Source organism: Jeotgalibacillus proteolyticus (assembly GCF_002926065.1).
Lineage (GTDB): Bacteria > Bacillota > Bacilli > Bacillales > Jeotgalibacillaceae > Jeotgalibacillus > Jeotgalibacillus proteolyticus.
Genome location: NZ_PREZ01000006.1, coordinates 107,935 through 124,417 on the forward strand (window position 1 = coordinate 107,935; position 16,483 = coordinate 124,417).

The 16,483-nt window shown below is 42.8% G+C and carries 15 protein-coding genes; 7 read left to right on the plus strand and 8 right to left on the minus strand.

Annotated features, from left to right (window positions below):
* Nucleotides 1-12: 12 nt before the first annotated feature.
* A complete protein-coding gene (locus C4B60_RS16020) occupies nucleotides 13-3,708 on the minus strand; it encodes a chitobiase/beta-hexosaminidase C-terminal domain-containing protein (RefSeq protein WP_167578686.1) in 3,696 nt (1,231 codons plus the stop codon).
* Between the two features lie 339 nt (nucleotides 3,709-4,047).
* Here C4B60_RS16020 and C4B60_RS16025 point away from each other — a divergent pair, with 339 nt between their 5' ends.
* Nucleotides 4,048-4,791 carry an SDR family oxidoreductase gene (locus C4B60_RS16025; protein ID WP_104059044.1) on the plus strand — a complete coding sequence of 248 codons (744 nt, stop codon included), beginning with the start codon at nucleotides 4,048-4,050 and terminating at the stop codon, nucleotides 4,789-4,791.
* 126 nt (nucleotides 4,792-4,917) lie between these two features.
* On the opposite strand, the gene C4B60_RS16030 is transcribed toward C4B60_RS16025, so the two are convergent.
* Entirely contained in the window at nucleotides 4,918-5,502 is a 585-nt protein-coding gene (locus C4B60_RS16030) for a TetR/AcrR family transcriptional regulator (protein ID WP_104059045.1), read from the minus strand.
* 215 nt (nucleotides 5,503-5,717) lie between these two features.
* On the opposite strand from C4B60_RS16030, the gene C4B60_RS16035 reads away from it, so the two are divergent.
* The 3 genes from C4B60_RS16035 (at nucleotide 5,718) to C4B60_RS16045 (ending at nucleotide 9,193) form a co-directional block, all read left to right on the plus strand.
* The gene (locus tag C4B60_RS16035) at nucleotides 5,718-6,638 is read left to right on the plus strand and encodes an ABC transporter ATP-binding protein (protein WP_104059046.1); all 921 of its coding nucleotides are present in this window, start codon (nucleotides 5,718-5,720) and stop codon (nucleotides 6,636-6,638) included.
* Nucleotides 6,638-8,242, plus strand: a complete 1,605-nt coding sequence (locus tag C4B60_RS16040) for an ABC transporter permease (RefSeq protein WP_104059047.1) — start codon at nucleotides 6,638-6,640, stop codon at nucleotides 8,240-8,242. Before C4B60_RS16035 ends, C4B60_RS16040 begins: the two co-directional genes overlap by 1 nt.
* A 126-nt stretch (nucleotides 8,243-8,368) precedes the next feature.
* On the plus strand, nucleotides 8,369-9,193 hold the full coding sequence (locus C4B60_RS16045) for an SDR family oxidoreductase (protein ID WP_104059048.1): 825 nt from the start codon (nucleotides 8,369-8,371) through the stop codon (nucleotides 9,191-9,193).
* A gap of 39 nt (nucleotides 9,194-9,232) precedes the next feature.
* Here the strand turns inward: C4B60_RS16045 and C4B60_RS16050 are convergent, their stop codons facing one another.
* Both C4B60_RS16050 and C4B60_RS16055 read right to left on the minus strand, forming a co-directional pair.
* Complete coding sequence (locus tag C4B60_RS16050) at nucleotides 9,233-9,814, minus strand: DUF6944 family repetitive protein (RefSeq protein WP_104059049.1); 582 nt, start codon at nucleotides 9,812-9,814, stop codon at nucleotides 9,233-9,235.
* 63 nt (nucleotides 9,815-9,877) lie between these two features.
* Entirely contained in the window at nucleotides 9,878-10,213 is a 336-nt protein-coding gene (locus tag C4B60_RS16055; protein ID WP_104059050.1) for a thioredoxin family protein, read from the minus strand.
* A gap of 109 nt (nucleotides 10,214-10,322) precedes the next feature.
* Between C4B60_RS16055 and C4B60_RS16060 the strand changes: the two genes are divergently transcribed.
* Nucleotides 10,323-11,180 (plus strand): STAS domain-containing protein, encoded by an 858-nt coding sequence (locus C4B60_RS16060; RefSeq protein WP_104059051.1) that lies wholly within the window; start codon nucleotides 10,323-10,325, stop codon nucleotides 11,178-11,180.
* A 42-nt stretch (nucleotides 11,181-11,222) separates the two neighbouring features.
* On the opposite strand, the gene C4B60_RS16065 is transcribed toward C4B60_RS16060, so the two are convergent.
* Both C4B60_RS16065 and C4B60_RS16070 read right to left on the minus strand, forming a co-directional pair.
* A complete protein-coding gene (locus tag C4B60_RS16065) occupies nucleotides 11,223-11,774 on the minus strand; it encodes a TVP38/TMEM64 family protein (RefSeq protein WP_104059052.1) in 552 nt (183 codons plus the stop codon).
* Nucleotides 11,775-12,091: 317 nt separating this feature from the next.
* Nucleotides 12,092-12,280, minus strand: a complete 189-nt coding sequence (locus C4B60_RS16070) for an aspartyl-phosphate phosphatase Spo0E family protein (RefSeq protein WP_104059053.1) — start codon at nucleotides 12,278-12,280, stop codon at nucleotides 12,092-12,094.
* A 259-nt stretch (nucleotides 12,281-12,539) separates the two neighbouring features.
* Between C4B60_RS16070 and C4B60_RS21960 the strand changes: the two genes are divergently transcribed.
* A complete protein-coding gene (locus tag C4B60_RS21960) occupies nucleotides 12,540-12,908 on the plus strand; it encodes a saccharopine dehydrogenase NADP-binding domain-containing protein (RefSeq protein ID WP_342365046.1) in 369 nt (122 codons plus the stop codon).
* Nucleotides 12,853-13,587, plus strand: coding sequence for a saccharopine dehydrogenase family protein (locus C4B60_RS16075; protein WP_342365047.1), 735 nt, complete (start codon nucleotides 12,853-12,855; stop codon nucleotides 13,585-13,587). The genes C4B60_RS21960 and C4B60_RS16075 overlap by 56 nt, the downstream gene beginning before the upstream one ends.
* Nucleotides 13,588-13,656: 69 nt before the next feature.
* On the opposite strand, the gene C4B60_RS16080 is transcribed toward C4B60_RS16075, so the two are convergent.
* On the minus strand, nucleotides 13,657-14,730 hold the full coding sequence (locus C4B60_RS16080) for a branched-chain amino acid aminotransferase (RefSeq protein WP_104059054.1): 1,074 nt from the start codon (nucleotides 14,728-14,730) through the stop codon (nucleotides 13,657-13,659).
* A gap of 195 nt (nucleotides 14,731-14,925) precedes the next feature.
* A complete protein-coding gene (locus C4B60_RS16085; protein ID WP_104059055.1) occupies nucleotides 14,926-16,278 on the minus strand; it encodes a glucoamylase family protein in 1,353 nt (450 codons plus the stop codon).
* Nucleotides 16,279-16,483: the final 205 nt, after the last annotated feature.

Here is a 16,483-nt window from a genome sequence, read left to right on the forward strand (position 1 = left end):
AGCTTTTTCATTTTAAGAAGCCTTATTTCCTTTATCTTTGCCTTTGTCCTTGCCTTTTGAGAATGGATCGATTTCATTTCCTTTTGAATCAAGGTAAAGAATGTCTGCTTTTTTCGCGCTTCCTTTAACCTCAATTTCTTTGATGTTTTCAGCACCTTTTAGGAGAGATACGTTTTTATGCTTCACTTCTACAAATTTAATGGTTTCACCCGTGAAGTCATATTCTCCGCCAGCCTTTTTAGGGTGCAGCGAAACATCAATGTCTTTAAAGCCTTTTCCAGAGAACGTAACATTTGTGCCTCTGATGGAAAGCTCTTTTACTTTTACTTTTTCTGAAGCAACAATATGCACATTGTCTTCAAAAATGTTCAGTTTCTTGTCTTTGTAATCAGCTAAATCAATTACCTTTTGCTCTTCACCCGGCTCTTCAGGCTGAGCAGCTTCACGAAGATCAATTTGTGCGAGCAATGGATCGTGATCACTTGCACGGCCATGTGCTTCCATAAAGTCAGAGTTGATATGCACAATGTCAAACTCTGAGCGGTCTGCCAGGTTATTCGTTACAAGAATATGATCGAGCACCTGTGCATTGCCTTCGTAGTTATACGTATAACGCTTTTCTTTTTCAATCGTTTCAACCAGATTGATTAACTCTTCGCCCTTTAACACCTGTACAGGAGCGGAGAATTCGAAGTCATTTAAATCGCCAAGAACCACAATATTTGCATCCGGAGTTTGTGCCTGAACGTCCTGAACAAAAGCATTCACAATACGTGCAAGCTGGATCCGCTGCACTTCACTTCCAAGTACAGGGGGCTGATTCTGCCCAAATAGCGGCTGATCTCCGCCTTTAGAGTTAAAGTGATTTGCAATGACAATGACTTCTTCTCCATTAAACGTGAATTCAGCAACAAGCGGCTTACGTGTATTGACAAAGCCTGCAGGGTCAATTCTTCCCGGATTTAGCGTCAGTTCTCCATCAACATAGTTAATGGCTTCATTCGCCGTTCCGCGTGTTCCTTCTGTCAGTTCCACACGTTCAGGATTGTATAGGAAACCATTACGGATATTTCCGCCCGGCTCTCCTCCATCCTTCTTGTCTTCAGGAGCTACATCCGTATAGGCGTACTCAGGACCGCCCAGTCGGATGATTTCATTAATTAAGCGCTGATAGCTTTCATCAGCTTCAACGGTGCCGTTATCAACAGATCCGTTATTATCCTGAACCTCTGTTAACCCGATGATATCAGGAGAGTTCAGATCAGAAATAAATGATTGTGCGATTCGTGTAACCTTTTCATTGCTTGTAAAAGAAGGGTTTGCTGAGAAGTTTTCAATATTATAAGAAGCAATTGAAAGCTGCTCATCATTCGGTACGATTGTCGTAGATGCAGGCTCTAGACCGCCGTCAGCAAAAGTCGGAACGGTTCCGCTTCCTGCAAGCACTTTATATTTTCCAAAGCCATAGCTCATAACGCCAACGGCAGGTGTTGCGATGGTATCACCTGTTTTTACAACAAGGCGTTCATCATCAATATCAAGCGTTACACGCTCAGGGTTAAAATCGTCTGCTTTAAGTAAAGCGCCGCCTGCCTGCGTATAGGCTTCGTCACCGCGATTTGTAATAACGGCTACCTCGCCATATTTTTGCGGTCCGCTTACTGTCCCTTCAACGACCTCAACAAGCATTCCTTCAATGCTTTCATAAAAATCAATTCCGTCTTCCTCAGGTTCAAATGCGGTTAAATTATCGTTATCAATAATTTGTGTTGGGATATCAACACCTTCCGGTCCGCCAATAATGATCGGATCAGGAATCGGCACAATATCTGCTACTTTTGTTACGGCTGAAGCATTAATTTGTGTAACAGGCAGATCATTTTGCGCACGGTCAGAATAGCCCTCAACAAAGAATTCCATTACCGTACCGCTTGCTTTCACATGATTTCCTTTGATCATACCGTGGCTTGGGCGGTACACAAGAATTCCTTCTGATGTACGCGGATCTTCATCAGGCTCGATTGACTGCATGTAGAAGCTGTTGCGATTTACCACATACGTCACAACCCCCTGAACATCTGCCACTGCTAAGCCTACATATGGTGAATAATGATCTGCACCCTGAATATCATGGATGCGAATTTCATCCTTTTGAATAATGTAACTAAATGACGCGATTTTGCTTGTCGTCATGCCTTCTTTTACGGCAATTGCTTTTACAGTTGAATCCTTTGTTAATTCAACTCCATCAACATACTGCTCACTGTTAACCGTTGGCTCTGATCCATCTGTTGTAAAGTAAATGGCTGCACCCTCTGTAGCCGTTTCAAGCTGGATTTTATCTCCTGCTGAAACAAATCCGCCTGCAGGATCTGCCGTTACTTCACTTACCTGATTTGAATCAAAAATAACATCGGATGATGTACGTGGAACGAGCTGGTAGGTTCCTCTGTATTCCCCTACTACACCGGTTACTGATTCGTAGGTGCTTCCTGTGTCAAAAGTAATCGCAGGATCTACCGGGCGAATCACTGTAGCATTCCCGTTTTCATCGACCCCGTTATAGTTTCCGCTTGCAAAGGACTGGATTGCTACATTGGAAGCTGTAACAAGCATTCCTTCCTGCGCTTCAGACAAGCCTGAAGCAGGAACAGCCTGGGTTGCTGGTACGTCCTCTTGCGCTGTTACGGTAACGTTGGCTGGTGCTGCGCTAATTTGTGCCAGGCCATTGTAATCCTCTAAAACGCCTAATACAGATATGCGGTCGCCTGGCTCTACTACTGCTGTAGAACGCACAACGATTCCCGCTTCATCATCCTGCATATAAATATTGTTCGCACCGCCCTGGGCAAAAACAGCGGTAACAACACCGGAGGTAATAACCGTAGAACCCGGCTCATTGTCTCTTGCTTCTTTAATCGTTGAGGCTTGCACAACTTGATATGTATAAGTTGAAACGTCGCTGTTATCCAGCGCCTCTGAGGTAGCATAAACGTCAAATACTGAATCTTCGTTGATTTGAATCGGTTCTGTGTAAAGCGTTTCTTCCCCGCCGTTTAAGGAATAATAAATTTCAGCATCCTGTGTGGAGGTTGTAAAAGAAACCATTTCACCAGCAGGAATTTGACCGCTTGGAATGCTTGCTTGAACTGGGGAAACCTTCGTTGGATCCTCATCATTTGAAGTCCAGGTAATATTGTCTAAAACAATTTGAGAGCCCGATCCGACTTTTACAAATTTCAAATCAAATGGACCTCTTACATCAATATCATCAAACGTAAACGTTGAAGGACCCTGCCCGGCAAGTACATTGTCTGTTGTACCGACTAGCTCGTCATTCACGTAAACCTCAAGCACACGCTGATTTGTTGTTGTAAAAGCTGCTTTTGTATCGATAGAAAGAGATGAAATGCCCCCTTCAATCTGAGAAGAAGAAATTCCTGCTCCAACATCACGGAACATAATGCCATTTCCATCGATGTTAAAAGAAGCATCATTATTGGAAATCCGTCCTCCTGTATAGGACCACTCGACGTCATTGTCACCAGTAAATGAACCATTTACATAACTGGTTCCAGATAAGTTCAGATTATTAAATGTTTCTGTAAACGTGGATGCTGCTTTCGACACCTGAGTAAAAGGTGCCATTAGACTTAAAATCATGACCAAAACAACTAAACGGGAAATTTGTTTCTTAAAACGATCCATTACATGCATAACCTCCATAGTATGATAGTCCAGCACTTACATGGTATAAGAAATAGCGATGACTAACCATATGTAATTGGAAAATTTACGAATATTTAATACTTATGTCCTTTTTATTGTACGGAAAATGAATCATAGGTCATGATTTAGTGTGACCTTTAACCAATTACTAATGCTTTAGATATATGGAGGTCTGATGTCAATCCTCTTACTGTAAAAAGTATATAAATTCATTTCCTGCTGATAAACAGAATAGTTGCGTTACCCCCCCGTCTGTCATTTACACTGGGCAGAATCAATTATTTTTCGTTATTGAAAAATAAGGATGGAGGTTTTATCATGGCGAATGTACAAAACAAGGTTGTCATCATAACCGGTGCTTCAAGCGGAATCGGGGAAGAAACAGCATCACTTCTTGCAAGTAAAGGAGCAAAGCTCGTCCTCGCAGCAAGAAGAGAGGATCGGTTGAAGGAGCTTCAGCAATCGATTGAAAAAGAAGGCGGAGAAGCGATCTATAAAGTCACAGACGTCACCTCTTATGAAGAGGTAGAAGCCCTTGCCAATTACGCCCATGAAACCTTTGGGAAAGTAGATGTACTGATAAACAACGCTGGCCTCATGCCACTATCTCTTTTAAATAAGCGGAAAATTGATGAGTGGAATACGATGATTGATGTCAATATTAAAGGAGTTCTGCATGGAATTGCAGCGGTTCTTCCATATATGAGAGAGAAAAAAGAGGGTCATGTAATTAATATTTCTTCTGTGGCTGGTCACGAGCTTGCTCCAGGGAGCTCTGTCTACAGCGCAACCAAATTCGCAGTCAGAGCGATTACAGAGGGACTGCGTATAGAAGAATCACCTGAGAATAATATCCGGGCAACCATCATCTCCCCAGGAGCCGTGAATACCGAATTAAAAGAAACAATCACGGATGAGGATGTAAAATCATCGATTGATGACGTGTATAGTCAGTCCATTCAACCGGACAGCATCGCTCGCGCAATAGCTTTTGCGGTCGATGAACCGGCAGAGGTTGCTTTAAATGAAATTATTGTCCGCCCGACCGCTCAGGAGTGGTAGAACTGCGAATTCAATAAAATTTACTGCATACAAAAGGGCTGCTCAGGAAGTCAGTTACGTCTGACCTGCTGTGCAGCCTCTTTTTTATATTTAAAAAGCCTTTCCTTGCTAGCGGGGAGGTGAATTTCATTCCTTTTTCCCCATGGTGCCGTAAAAGAAAATATCCGTAATCTCTTCTGTTAAAGGAAGAATGTTTTGATATACATCTTCTCTTTGGATATAGTCCTTAAGCATGTGAATGTAAAACATAATGGCTTCGTTTGAAAGGTTCGGATTCACGTAGCCCTGCTTTTTTCCTTCCTTAAAAAGTTTTGTAAAATAAGGAATGGTTTTTTCCTGATAGACTTGTTCAATATAGTTGCCCTCTGTTGAATATTCCTTCATGAGATACTGATAAAATTCCTCGTTAATCTGAGTAGCGACTTCTTTTTTATTAAAAATAATCTGTTTTATTTTTTCATTAAAGGGCACATCGCTGTAAACAACCTGCTCAAAATTTTCAACAGCTTTGTCTACATAATAGATAAATACTTCATGAATTAATTTATGTTTATTTTCAAAGTAGTTGTAGATCGTAACCTGTGAAACACCCGCTTTTTTAGCTATTTCTGCAATCGAAACCTTTTGAATTCCATAATCCATAAACAAATTTATGGAGGCCTCTAAAATATCCTGTTTCTTTTGCTCTCTTCTTCGCTGGAAACCATCCATCCACTTCACCTCTCCCTTCCATTTTAATAAAAATTATGTAATAAAACAAACCACAAACTTCATAACCTCTTGTTATCATATCATTTTTTGTATATTATGAACTATATAAGTATAAATAGTTTAAAACTTTAATTCGAGGAGTGACAGGCACTTGTCGAATTCATTCGACAAAAACCAGGGAGTGACAGGCACTCCTCAAAGGGGGATGCTTCGATATGACGGTTATTAGAGCACGGGGTTTGACAAAGAGGTTTGGGAAGTTTGCTGCGTTGAGGGGTGTGGATTTGGAGGTTAAGCATGGGGAGATTTATGGGTTTATTGGGCCGAATGGGGCTGGGAAGTCGACGGCGATTAGGGTTTTGCTTGGGATTATTAAAGCGACGAGTGGGGAAGCGGAGATTTTTGGGAGAGATGCGTGGAAGGATGCGGTTGAAATCCATAAGCGGCTTGCTTATGTTCCAGGGGATGTGAATCTTTGGCCGAATCTGACAGGCGGTGAGGTTATTGATTTATTTATGAAACTTCAAGGCGGAAAAAATAAAAGCCGGCGTGACGAGCTCATTCAAAAGTTTAATCTTGACCCTTCCAAGAAGTGCCGGACCTATTCGAAAGGAAACAGACAAAAGGTTGCACTGGTCGCTGCCTTCGCTTCAGATGCTGACCTTTATATTCTGGATGAGCCTACATCAGGTCTTGACCCGCTAATGGAAAAAGTGTTTCAGCAGTGTGTATTAGACGCCAAGGCCGAGGGTAAAAGTGTGCTGCTGTCCAGCCACATTCTGTCAGAGGTTGAAAGGCTGTGTGACCGGGTCGGTATTATCCGTCAGGGTGAAATCATTGAATCGGGTACGTTAAATGAACTCCGTCATTTAACGAGAACGCATTTACTCATTGAAACAAAGGAACCGATTACAGATCTAGAGAGCTTTAAAGGTGTTTATGAACTGGAAAGAAAAGAAGATCAGACTATTTCATTCCAGATTGATTCTGAGGAGCTGGATGGAATTATAAAGCATGTCAGCCAGTACGGATTACTAAAACTAGAGAGCTCTCCTCCTACATTAGAGGATCTATTTATGCGCCACTATGAAGAAACAGGAAAACCTCAAGCGTCAGGAGCAGGAGGTGAAGCCTAATGTGGAAGCAGCAATTTACGAAAACAGGCAAAATGATTCTGTTTATTTTGCGCAGGGACCGGATTCGGCTGCCGGTCTGGCTTATTTCCCTGACGTTTTTAACTCTCATCACGGCGATCGCCTTTGCAGACCTTTATTCGTCTGATCAGGAGAGAATGGCGATCGCAGAAACGATGAGGAATCCTGCTATGACGGCAATGGTAGGCCCTGGATATGGTCTTGATGACTATACGATAGGAGCGATGATGGCTCATCAGATGCTTTTATTTACGGCGATTGTTGTTGGAATTATGAGCATCCTGCTTGTCACGCGCCACACACGCGGGGATGAGGAGGAAGGACGAATTGAGTTAATCCGCTCCCTTCCTGTCGGCCGCCTTGCAAACTTGGCTGCCACACTTATTGTGCTTTTTAGTGCAAACGTAGTTTTAGCATTATTAATCGGGCTTGGACTCTTTAGCCTTGACATTGAAAGTATGGGGCTCTCATACTCCCTCTTATTTGGTGCTGCATTAGGCGCCGCAGGATTTTTCTTTGCGGCTGTGACTGCTTTATTTGCACAGCTGTCTGAAAATTCAAGAGGAGCAATTGGCTACTCCTTTGCCGTACTTGGGCTGGCGTATATAATTCGTGCAATCGGCGATGTCAGCAATGAGACTCTTTCCTGGTTTTCACCTTTAGGCTGGATTCTTGGTACGGAGGTTTATGTAAACAATTACTGGTGGCCTGTTTGGCTTACGGTTGGTTTCACCCTGCTCATTACAGCAATAGCCCTTTATCTAAATACCATCCGGGACCTGGAATCAGGCTTTTTGCCTTCAAGACCAGGAAAAAAGCAGGCCACCCCTCTTCTGCTTAGCCCCTTTGGCCTTGTTCTGCGATTACAGCGGACCAGTATTATCTCATGGGGGGTTGGCATGTTCCTTATAGGTGCATCTTACGGATCTGTGCTTGGTGATTTGGAGTCGTTTTTTGCAAGCAATGAGGTGATGAGCCAAATGCTTGGTGAGGCTGGAGATGTTTCATTGACCGAGCAATTTTTAACGATGATTATGGCTGTGATGGCGATGATCTGTACGGTCCCTGCCTTACTTTTTATGCTGAAGCTTAAGGGTGAGGAAAAAAAGAACCGCACAGAACATTTTATTTCACGCTCGGTTTCTAAATGGACCCTGATCGGAAGCTATTTCACCACTTCCATCGTATTTGGCTTTGTAATGCTGTTTCTAGCAGTAACAGGACTTTGGAGCGCTTCTTTCTCTACAATGGATGAGCCTATTTCGTTTCTTTCTTTATTTAATGGCGGCATGGTCTATCTGCCCGCAATATGGGTAATGATTGGGGCGGCTGTCCTGTTTACTGGCTTAATTCCTCAGCTGACAGGGCTGTCCTGGCTTTACCTTGGCTACTCCTTCTTTGTCGTTTATCTGGGAGGGCTTATGCAATTTCCGGAATGGCTTGGAAAGCTTTCACCGTTTGGACATATTCCGCAAATTCCTGTGGAAGAATTTAATTTATTAAACCTTGCCTTGCTGACCCTTATCGCGTTACTTCTCACCGCCGCTGGATTTGCAGGGTTTAAAAAGCGGGATCTTACCGGTTGATTAACTTTTTATTCTAGGGCACTTCCTTCATGGGGGTGCTCTTTTTTCCTTTCTAAAGCCTTGCCAGGTTTACCATACTTTTATCAGGGAAGAATCCACCATGTATCTTTTTAGGAGGTTTTCAAGTTGGGACGATTAGATCAAAAGACAGCGGTCATTACAGGAGCTGCAACCGGTATCGGAGAAGCAACAGCTAAGGTATTTGCACGTGAAGGAGCCAGAGTAATCTGTGCAGATATTAAGGAAGATGATTTGAATAAAACAGTGGAGTCAATTCGCAGTGAAGGCGGCGAGGCGGAAGCCTATTTTGTAGATGTGTCTAAAGAGGATAGCGTCACCTCATTTGCTGATGCATTAAAAGAAACATACGGCACCATTGATATCCTGTTTAATAATGCAGGGGTTGATGAGCAAGGCGGAAAGGTGCATGAGTACCCGGTTGAGCTTTTTGACCGCATCATGGCTGTTGATCTGCGCGGCACATTCTTATGCAGTAAATACTTAATCCCGCTCATGCTTGATAACGGGGGCTCGATTATTAATAATGCGTCCATGTCGGGTTCTGCTGCCGATTTGGACCGTTCAGGCTATAACGCTGCAAAAGGCGGAATCATCAATTTCACTAAAGGAATGGCGATTGATTATGCCAGAAACGGGATCCGCGTGAATTCACTATCTCCAGGCACCATCGAGACACCGCTGATTGATGAATTAGTGGGAAGCAAACAGGAAAAGATGGGGCAAAAATTCAGAGAAGCAAACAAATGGATTGCACCGCTTGGACGTATAGGCCGTCCTGAGGAAATGGCGACAGTCGCGCTCTTCCTTGCTTCAGACGACAGCTCGTATGTTACGGGTGAAGATATTAAAGCAGATGGCGGTATTATGGCCTACACTTGGCCTGGAAAAATGCTCATTGAGGATGAAGAGTGGAAGAAAGACACAGAATAAGAATAATAAAAAAGGCGCTCCAGGTCCAGGGGCGCCTTTTTACTGCTCCGCTTCATATTTTTTATACTGCCCAATAAAGGCCAGGATGGTGCCTGCTGCCTGAACCCATGCTCCCCAAGCCAGTAAGGTAAGATGAGCGGGGTTTTCCTGCAGACCCAGTCTTAAATCTTTCAGCATATAAATACCGGCAACGGCCTGAATGGAGTTTCCTGCTGCCTGAAGAAGGCTCCCGGTAATAATCAATGCCTTGCCAGGGTAAGGGTCATCATAAATTTGATCTGAAAAGGAGACCAGGGCACCCGTAGCCTGAAGTAAATTACCGGCAATGATATACCTCAAACTTCGTTCCGTTTCCAGATCCTGAAGAAGTCCGGCAATCACCGTTATGTTCCCGAGCGATTGGATCTCTTTCCCCATCACTTCTACGGTACGGGTTCCTTCAGCATCTGCTTCAATAGCATTTCCAGTGGCCTGCAGAGTATTGCCACAAAGCTCAAGCGCCCATCTGTTTTCCTTAACCGGAACCAATGAGGGGGTGCTGCCAAATGCGGCCGTTACCGTACCTATAGCTGTAATGAAAGAACCTTGTACCAACTGAAGATCATTTGTTGTCCCGCTCATCCCCCTCACCCCGCTTCCAGTTACCCTTATCTTATTCAGAAGCGGAAATTTTGATAAAAGGACCTATTCTTCAAACGCACTTGAGATTTTCAGCACTTGTTCCTCAAATTCATCTACGCGGACAAATCTTGCTTCTCTCAGCAGCTCTTTCCCTTCACCAAAAAGCAGCAGAACCGGCACGGTAAAAATGGTCAAGTGTTTTGCAACCTCCTCTACCTCATCAGCATTTATCTGGCCGCATGCGACAGCCGGGAACCGGTTCATCACCTGCTGAATCTTTGGCAATAACGCATGGCAAACACTGCAATTTGTTCTTAAGATATACAGCAGGACCAGGGAATGAGATTGAATGAACTGATCAGCTTCGTTGATTGAATGAATCATTTCAAATTTTCGCATCACTATACCCTCCTTTTAAGCTTAACACTGCCATATCTCTAACAATATTTCCATTTTCAAGCACAAACTATTATAATTGACTATATACTATTTTTTCAGGGGGTAAACAATGACAAGCCAGTTTAACATTATTACTGCAGAATATCCTTCATTACGTTCAGCCTCCAAACGAATTTTCAAGATGATATGTGACAGGCTGGATGTCAAGACCGCTTATGTTGCCAAAAGAGGCAGAGATGCAATGACTGTTCTTAGCTCATTAAATTTAGAAGAGGAAATCATTCCTGAAGAATATTCCGTTGAATACGGCGGAACGTATTGCCGCTTAATTTTAGGCAGCCAGGACGGGCAAATGACCACTAAAAATCTATTAACTTTTGAGTCTACAAAAGATCTGGAGGTAACGCCTGAACTAAATGCGAAGGGCTTTTTAGGGGTCACACTCAAAAATCTTCAGGGCGATATTTTTGGCACCTTATGTGTGATGGATAAGGATGAAAAAGTATTTAATCAGGAAGAGATTGATTATCTTAAAGGAATGGCAGAGGTTTTAGCCCATACGATCGAATTAGATCAGACTACATATAATATGACGTTTTTATCGGTTCCTATTATTCCTATTACAAGCGGCGTTGCTGTCCTGTCCATCCAGGGGATCATTGATGAGGGCAGGGCTGAGACTATTTTAACCTCTGTGCTTCATTATGGTACGACTCATCAAATAGACCATTTCATTATTGACCTGTCAGGACTTCACATCATAGACGGCATCTTCCCTCATGTCCTTATTAATCTTGTTAAGTCCCTTGAGCTCATGGGCACCCAAACAATTGTAACAGGCATCACACCGGAAATTGCCAAGTACGATCTGCAAAATGGGCAGGAGCTCATTCATCTCGATACGCATGTAGTTAGAAACCTGGAGTCAGCTCTTGAGCATATTGGCTTTCATTTAACAGAAATATAGATTTCCCTAATTAAAAACCAGACTTTTTAAAAAGTCTGGTTTTTAATTAGGCTGCACATGAGATTTATTCAACCGCCCTAGCAGCTGAAAAACACCAATGAGAAGTGCAAGCATGATTAAGGTCATGTACCATGGGAGCTCTCTAATTAATTCCCCAAAGGCTGTATATAGCACCGCTGGCATAATAACACCCAGCATAGAGTAATACATATACTCTTTAAACGTTTTAGACATCTCCATTAAATATAGGGACAGTAAGTGAAAATGGACAAAGGGCATGATGCGCAGAACCATTACCTGGCTGACTGACAGAGTCCGGTCCCGGAACACTTTGTCCTTTAGCCTTGAAAGCTTGGCTCTAAAGCGGGGAAATTTATTAACAAGCTGGTAGGAAACCAGGCTCATTAGGGATAGACCGAAAAACGACAGCAGTGCTCCCTCTAAAAAACCGAATAACACGCCTCCTGCAATGCATACAACAATGACAGGCAAAAATAAAAACGGCCGCAGTAAGTGCAAAAGAATAAATAATACAGGGGCAAGCCAGCCGGCTGACTCAATAAAGAGTTCAATAGACTGATCAAACTGTTCCAAAGGAATCCCTCCTGTCTGTATAAATTATTGCCAACACTTTACTTTAGACCAGATTTTATGAAAAGACAATGGATTAGCGCTTTTTAATAGGTTAGTTGAGAGGAAATAATTATATTTTTTAAGATAAATCCAAATTACAATAAAGAAAGCGATAATACAGTCTATATTGCGCCTGAATTAAAAAAAGCTCCCTCAGGAGCTTTTTTTGCTGGTTCTTCTGAGCAAACGATTCAACCCCAATCATAGGATCGGCTGCAGCTTTCATTTCTCTAAAAGGCTTGAACTAAATAGTTTAGTCAACGAACCAGAACGGGTACTTAAATAACCCCAGGAAAAAGGTACATATCCTGGTATTCGTTTAAAAGATTGTCCAGTTCCTGGCTGCATTCAACTACTTCTTCGTCTGTAAAACCGTGCTTTGCTGCTTTGTGGTACATATCCAGCCGTTTTTGGTTTATTTGTTTTAACAGGATGTTTTGTTGATAATGTTGTGGTGATCCCAGCATTTTATTACCCTCCATATTATTGTTCACTTTTATTTCCACAAAAATGGGTTAATTACATAATCTGAATTATAAGGTATGACCTCTTCTAAAGTTGTCGAACTGCGACTATTTTTTAAATGTTCACAAAACGTTCACATTTAGCCGAGATAATTTTATCTAGATAGATGACTTGCCGTTTCTTGCTGCAGAAATTGAGCGCACTTGTACTCTTCATAGAAAAAATGGTAAAGGAGCGGATAATGAAATGACTCGAAAATGGATGATATATGGAGCATACGGCTACACAGGTGAACTAATCGCAAGAAAAGCAGCTGAAAATGGGTGGAAACCCGTACTTGCGGGTAGAAACGAGGATAAGTTAAAGCCTCTGGCAGAGGAGCTGTCGCTCGATTATCTCACTTTTTCTTTAGAGAACGAAGAACAACTTATTGAAAATATCAAAAAAGTGGAGCTGGTTCTTCATTGTGCGGGACCATTTAGCGTGACCAGTGCCCCCATTATTGAAGCCTGTCTTGCAGCCGGGGCTCATTATTTAGACATTACCGGTGAAGCGGAGGTTTTTGAACATACCCATGATCAAAAGCAGCACAAAAGCAGGAGTTGTGCTTTGCTCAGGGGTTGGGTTTGATGTGATTCCAACTGATTGTACAGCGCTGAAATTAAAAGAAGTTCTTCCCGATGCCAATCAGCTGTCGCTTGGCTTTGAATCCGATTCAGGAATTTCTCCCGGAACATCTAAAACGATGATTAATGGACTGTCCTCAGGAAGCCTGGAGCGCAGGGATGGGGTCCTTACTTCCTTTCCACTTGGACAAAAACGCCGTAAGATCAATTTTGGCCGGGGCGTAAAATCCGCAATGGCTATTCCCTGGGGAGATGTATCGACGGCTTATTATACAACGGGGATTCCCACTATTAACACATGGATTCCGATGTCATCAGCAAAAATTACAGGAGCACGCTCTCTCCGTCTCTTAAAACCCGCGCTTCGTACATCGAAGGTTCAGTCTGCCCTGAAAAACTGGGTCGACAAAAATATTACCGGGCCGGACGAAGCTTCAAGAAATCAGTCACCTGCTTATATCTGGGGAGAAGCAAAAAATGCGCTGGGGACCGTATGCACGGTCCGCATTAAAACCTCCAATGTATATAGCCTGACAGTGGATGGCGCACTCCAAACGGTTGAGCGGCTCCTTGCAAAAACAGAGATACAAGGAGGAAGCTACACACCCGCCCTTCTTTTTGGGGCTCAATTTATTGAGGAATTACCAGGGTGCGGACGGTTTGAGGTTGAAATAAAATCATGATCTGAATAAAAAACAGACCAACAAATTTAGTTGGTCTGTCAGCTATTTAACTTAAAACAAAACCTTATTTCACTCTACCTCAATAGTCCAGCCGTAAAGATCCTCACGCTTGCCGGTTTGAATACCGGTAATTTCATCGTATAGTCGCTGGGAAAGCTCGCCGATTTCATGATTGTTAAAAATCATTTTTTTGCCAAGCCAATTAAGTTCACCTACAGGAGAAATAACAGCTGCTGTTCCTGTCCCGAACACTTCTTCAACAGCGCCTTCTTCATATGCCTGATACAGCTCGTCAATTGAAATTCTTCTTTCAACAACGGGAATATCCCATTTATTCAATAGCTCAATAATGGACATTCTCGTAATTCCTTTTAAAATACTTCCATTGAGTTCAGGCGTAACAATTTCACCCTTAATTTTAAAGAAGATATTCATGCTGCCAACCTCTTCAATATACTTCTTATGAATACCATCAAGCCATAATACATCGGCGTTCCCGCTTTTTTTCGCATTCGCCTGCGCCTGATAACCGGAGGAATAGTTGCCGGCAGTTTTCGCCATGCCGGTGCCGCCTTTAACAGCTCTAGTAAACTGATCTTCTACATTAATGATGACAGGTTTAATCCCACCCGGAAAATATGAGCCTACCGGTGAAAGAATGATCATGAATTTATACGTTTTAGCCGGTCCGACTGCAAGATTCGGCTCGGTTGCAATAATAAATGGCCGTATGTAAAGCGAGGTTCCTGCTGTTTCCGGCACCCAGTCTTTTTCAAGCTGAATTAATCGGGTTAAATAACCCAATACCTGCTCCTCATCGATTGGTGGAATGCTCAGCCGTTCACTGGAAAGATTTAAGCGCTGAAAATTCTTTTCCGGTCTGAAAAGTAATATCCGGTTATCCTTTGTCCGATAAGCCTTTAGTCCTTCAAAAACGGTTTGTCCATAGTGAAAGATTACCGCTGCAGGATCCAATGTAAGCGGCTGATAAGGGATAATTTTCGGCTCCTGCCATCCTTCTCCTTCCACGTAATCCATCGTAAACATGTGATCTGTAAAGGTCGTTCCAAAAGGAATTTGATCCTGCGTCGGCTTTTCCTTTTTGTTCTGGCTTTCGACAACTTCAAGCTCTGCTGTTTTCATCCCTCTCGTCTCCTTCTTTCTTCATCTGTTTGAATCATTCTACACATAAGCTTAAAAATTTTAAAGAGCTTCTCACGAAAATTCTGAAAAAATCGTTCTTCCTGATAAAAAGAATACTCCTATTCTAGTAAAAATAAAAGAGAGGCTGAGACAACTGTGTGTCTCAACCTCTGACCCGGTTCACTGCGCTGATGGTTAGTTAATAGAAAATGTTTCTTTACTTAAAAGCTCCTCAGGCTTTTTCCCGATCGGATCCTGATGGAAATAGTCGCGGATAATTCCATCTTTCAGATAATTGGCGATCGACACCATGATCATTCCCTGATCAAGTGCAAGATACGCCTCGGTTACTTCACCTGTCTCAACGTTTACAGAATCATAAAAGCCGTATTTGCTGTACATATCGAATTTTTTTAGGGCTTTGATATTTTCACGAACCTCAGCAGGCGCATAATCGAGTGCCAAAAAGGTTGCATGAGCCGTCACAGTGGCGCCATCAGGGTAGCCGGAGGTGCCAAGCGGTGTGGCTGCAAATTCACTATAGCCATTAGGTGTAGCCGATGGAGAAAAGCCCCAGACCTTATACCCCTTATCCTTTGCATACTGAATCTGAAGGTCTACATGCCGCTGGTTATTTAACCCCAGCGCATTTGTGCCAATATCTTTTTCCTTCATGACGATTCCAGGCATTAATCCTTCAAACATACTGCCTCCCCAGCTCGGAACAAATTTCACATTATTGTATTCGTAATGACCCTGGAAAACGGTAATTCCGTCATACACTTCTTCGTATCCGCCTGGAATCTGTGCCTGCCAATCCCATTCAGGAGACATCGTGCGGTACATTTTCCACCAATGCTCTGATGGAACATCGCCTTTACCGATCGCGATGTAGCTTCCTACACGCGGTTCAGTATAGAGGAGCCCGTAATGGTGATCGGTTAATTTTCCTGCTTCGGCATCATAGCCCCCGCGGAACTGACCAACTTCCTCGTCATAAAGAGCTGTGTAGTTCATTTCCTCCACAAGCCTGCTTGTTTGGTCATTTAATTCATCATAGGCCTGTCCTGCAACCATTAATCCTGCAGAAAGCCAGCCGTTATCAACCTGGGAAATGAACTGGCCCCAATCTGTTTTAAGCGAGCCGTCCTTCGTATAGTACCAGTTATAGTAAAGGCCGTTCCACTTTTCAAGACCTTCAAGGGTATTAAGGGTTACCTGGATACGATCGACCGCCTCTTCTTTTGAAATAAAGCCCATCTCCTGGGCGGATATTGTGCTCATCATATACATAGCAATATTTGTTGGTGAAGTATGGGCAGCCTCAATCTTCCCCTCTTCTGTATAACGTATTTCATCATACGTTAACCCTGTATTTGGGTCTGTGTTGTCTTTAAAATAAGTAAAGGTCTTTTTTGCAATCGCTTTCAATTCTGCGTTCAATGCTTTATCTTTCCCGTGATTGACAGGTGTTGCAGAGGCGGATGGAAGAATCGCAATAAACAGGGTGAAAATTGATACCAGCGCTATCATTTTTGTTTTTTTCATGTCGATCTCCTTTCTGGAATCTGATTAAGGTAGTAGTTGAAACGTTTCACTAACATTCTATCATGTCTCTTCACATAGAGTAATAGAATTATTCACTATTCCGTCAATTAGTTATATCCTCATACATTCTGCCGGACAGTGGTTGGATGCATCTCTTTCATCTCTAAAAGCCTCTGCTGCAGGCTTGAAGGTCCGGGACAATGAT

What these genes read in the sequence shown, in the direction of transcription:
- C4B60_RS16020 (WP_167578686.1), bottom strand. Translation starts at nt 3,708, where the DNA reads ATGGATCGTTTTAAGAAACAAATTTCCCGTTTAGTTGTTTTGGTCATG.
- C4B60_RS16025 (WP_104059044.1), top strand. Translation starts at nt 4,048, where the DNA reads ATGGCGAATGTACAAAACAAGGTTGTCATCATAACCGGTGCTTCAAGC.
- C4B60_RS16030 (WP_104059045.1), bottom strand. Translation starts at nt 5,502, where the DNA reads ATGGATGGTTTCCAGCGAAGAAGAGAGCAAAAGAAACAGGATATTTTA.
- C4B60_RS16035 (WP_104059046.1), top strand. Translation starts at nt 5,718, where the DNA reads ATGACGGTTATTAGAGCACGGGGTTTGACAAAGAGGTTTGGGAAGTTT.
- C4B60_RS16040 (WP_104059047.1), top strand. Translation starts at nt 6,638, where the DNA reads ATGTGGAAGCAGCAATTTACGAAAACAGGCAAAATGATTCTGTTTATT.
- C4B60_RS16050 (WP_104059049.1), bottom strand. Translation starts at nt 9,814, where the DNA reads ATGAGCGGGACAACAAATGATCTTCAGTTGGTACAAGGTTCTTTCATT.
- C4B60_RS16055 (WP_104059050.1), bottom strand. Translation starts at nt 10,213, where the DNA reads ATGCGAAAATTTGAAATGATTCATTCAATCAACGAAGCTGATCAGTTC.
- C4B60_RS16060 (WP_104059051.1), top strand. Translation starts at nt 10,323, where the DNA reads ATGACAAGCCAGTTTAACATTATTACTGCAGAATATCCTTCATTACGT.
- C4B60_RS16070 (WP_104059053.1), bottom strand. Translation starts at nt 12,280, where the DNA reads ATGCTGGGATCACCACAACATTATCAACAAAACATCCTGTTAAAACAA.
- C4B60_RS21960 (WP_342365046.1), top strand. Translation starts at nt 12,540, where the DNA reads ATGATATATGGAGCATACGGCTACACAGGTGAACTAATCGCAAGAAAA.
- C4B60_RS16075 (WP_342365047.1), top strand. Translation starts at nt 12,853, where the DNA reads ATGATCAAAAGCAGCACAAAAGCAGGAGTTGTGCTTTGCTCAGGGGTT.
- C4B60_RS16080 (WP_104059054.1), bottom strand. Translation starts at nt 14,730, where the DNA reads ATGAAAACAGCAGAGCTTGAAGTTGTCGAAAGCCAGAACAAAAAGGAA.
- C4B60_RS16085 (WP_104059055.1), bottom strand. Translation starts at nt 16,278, where the DNA reads ATGAAAAAAACAAAAATGATAGCGCTGGTATCAATTTTCACCCTGTTT.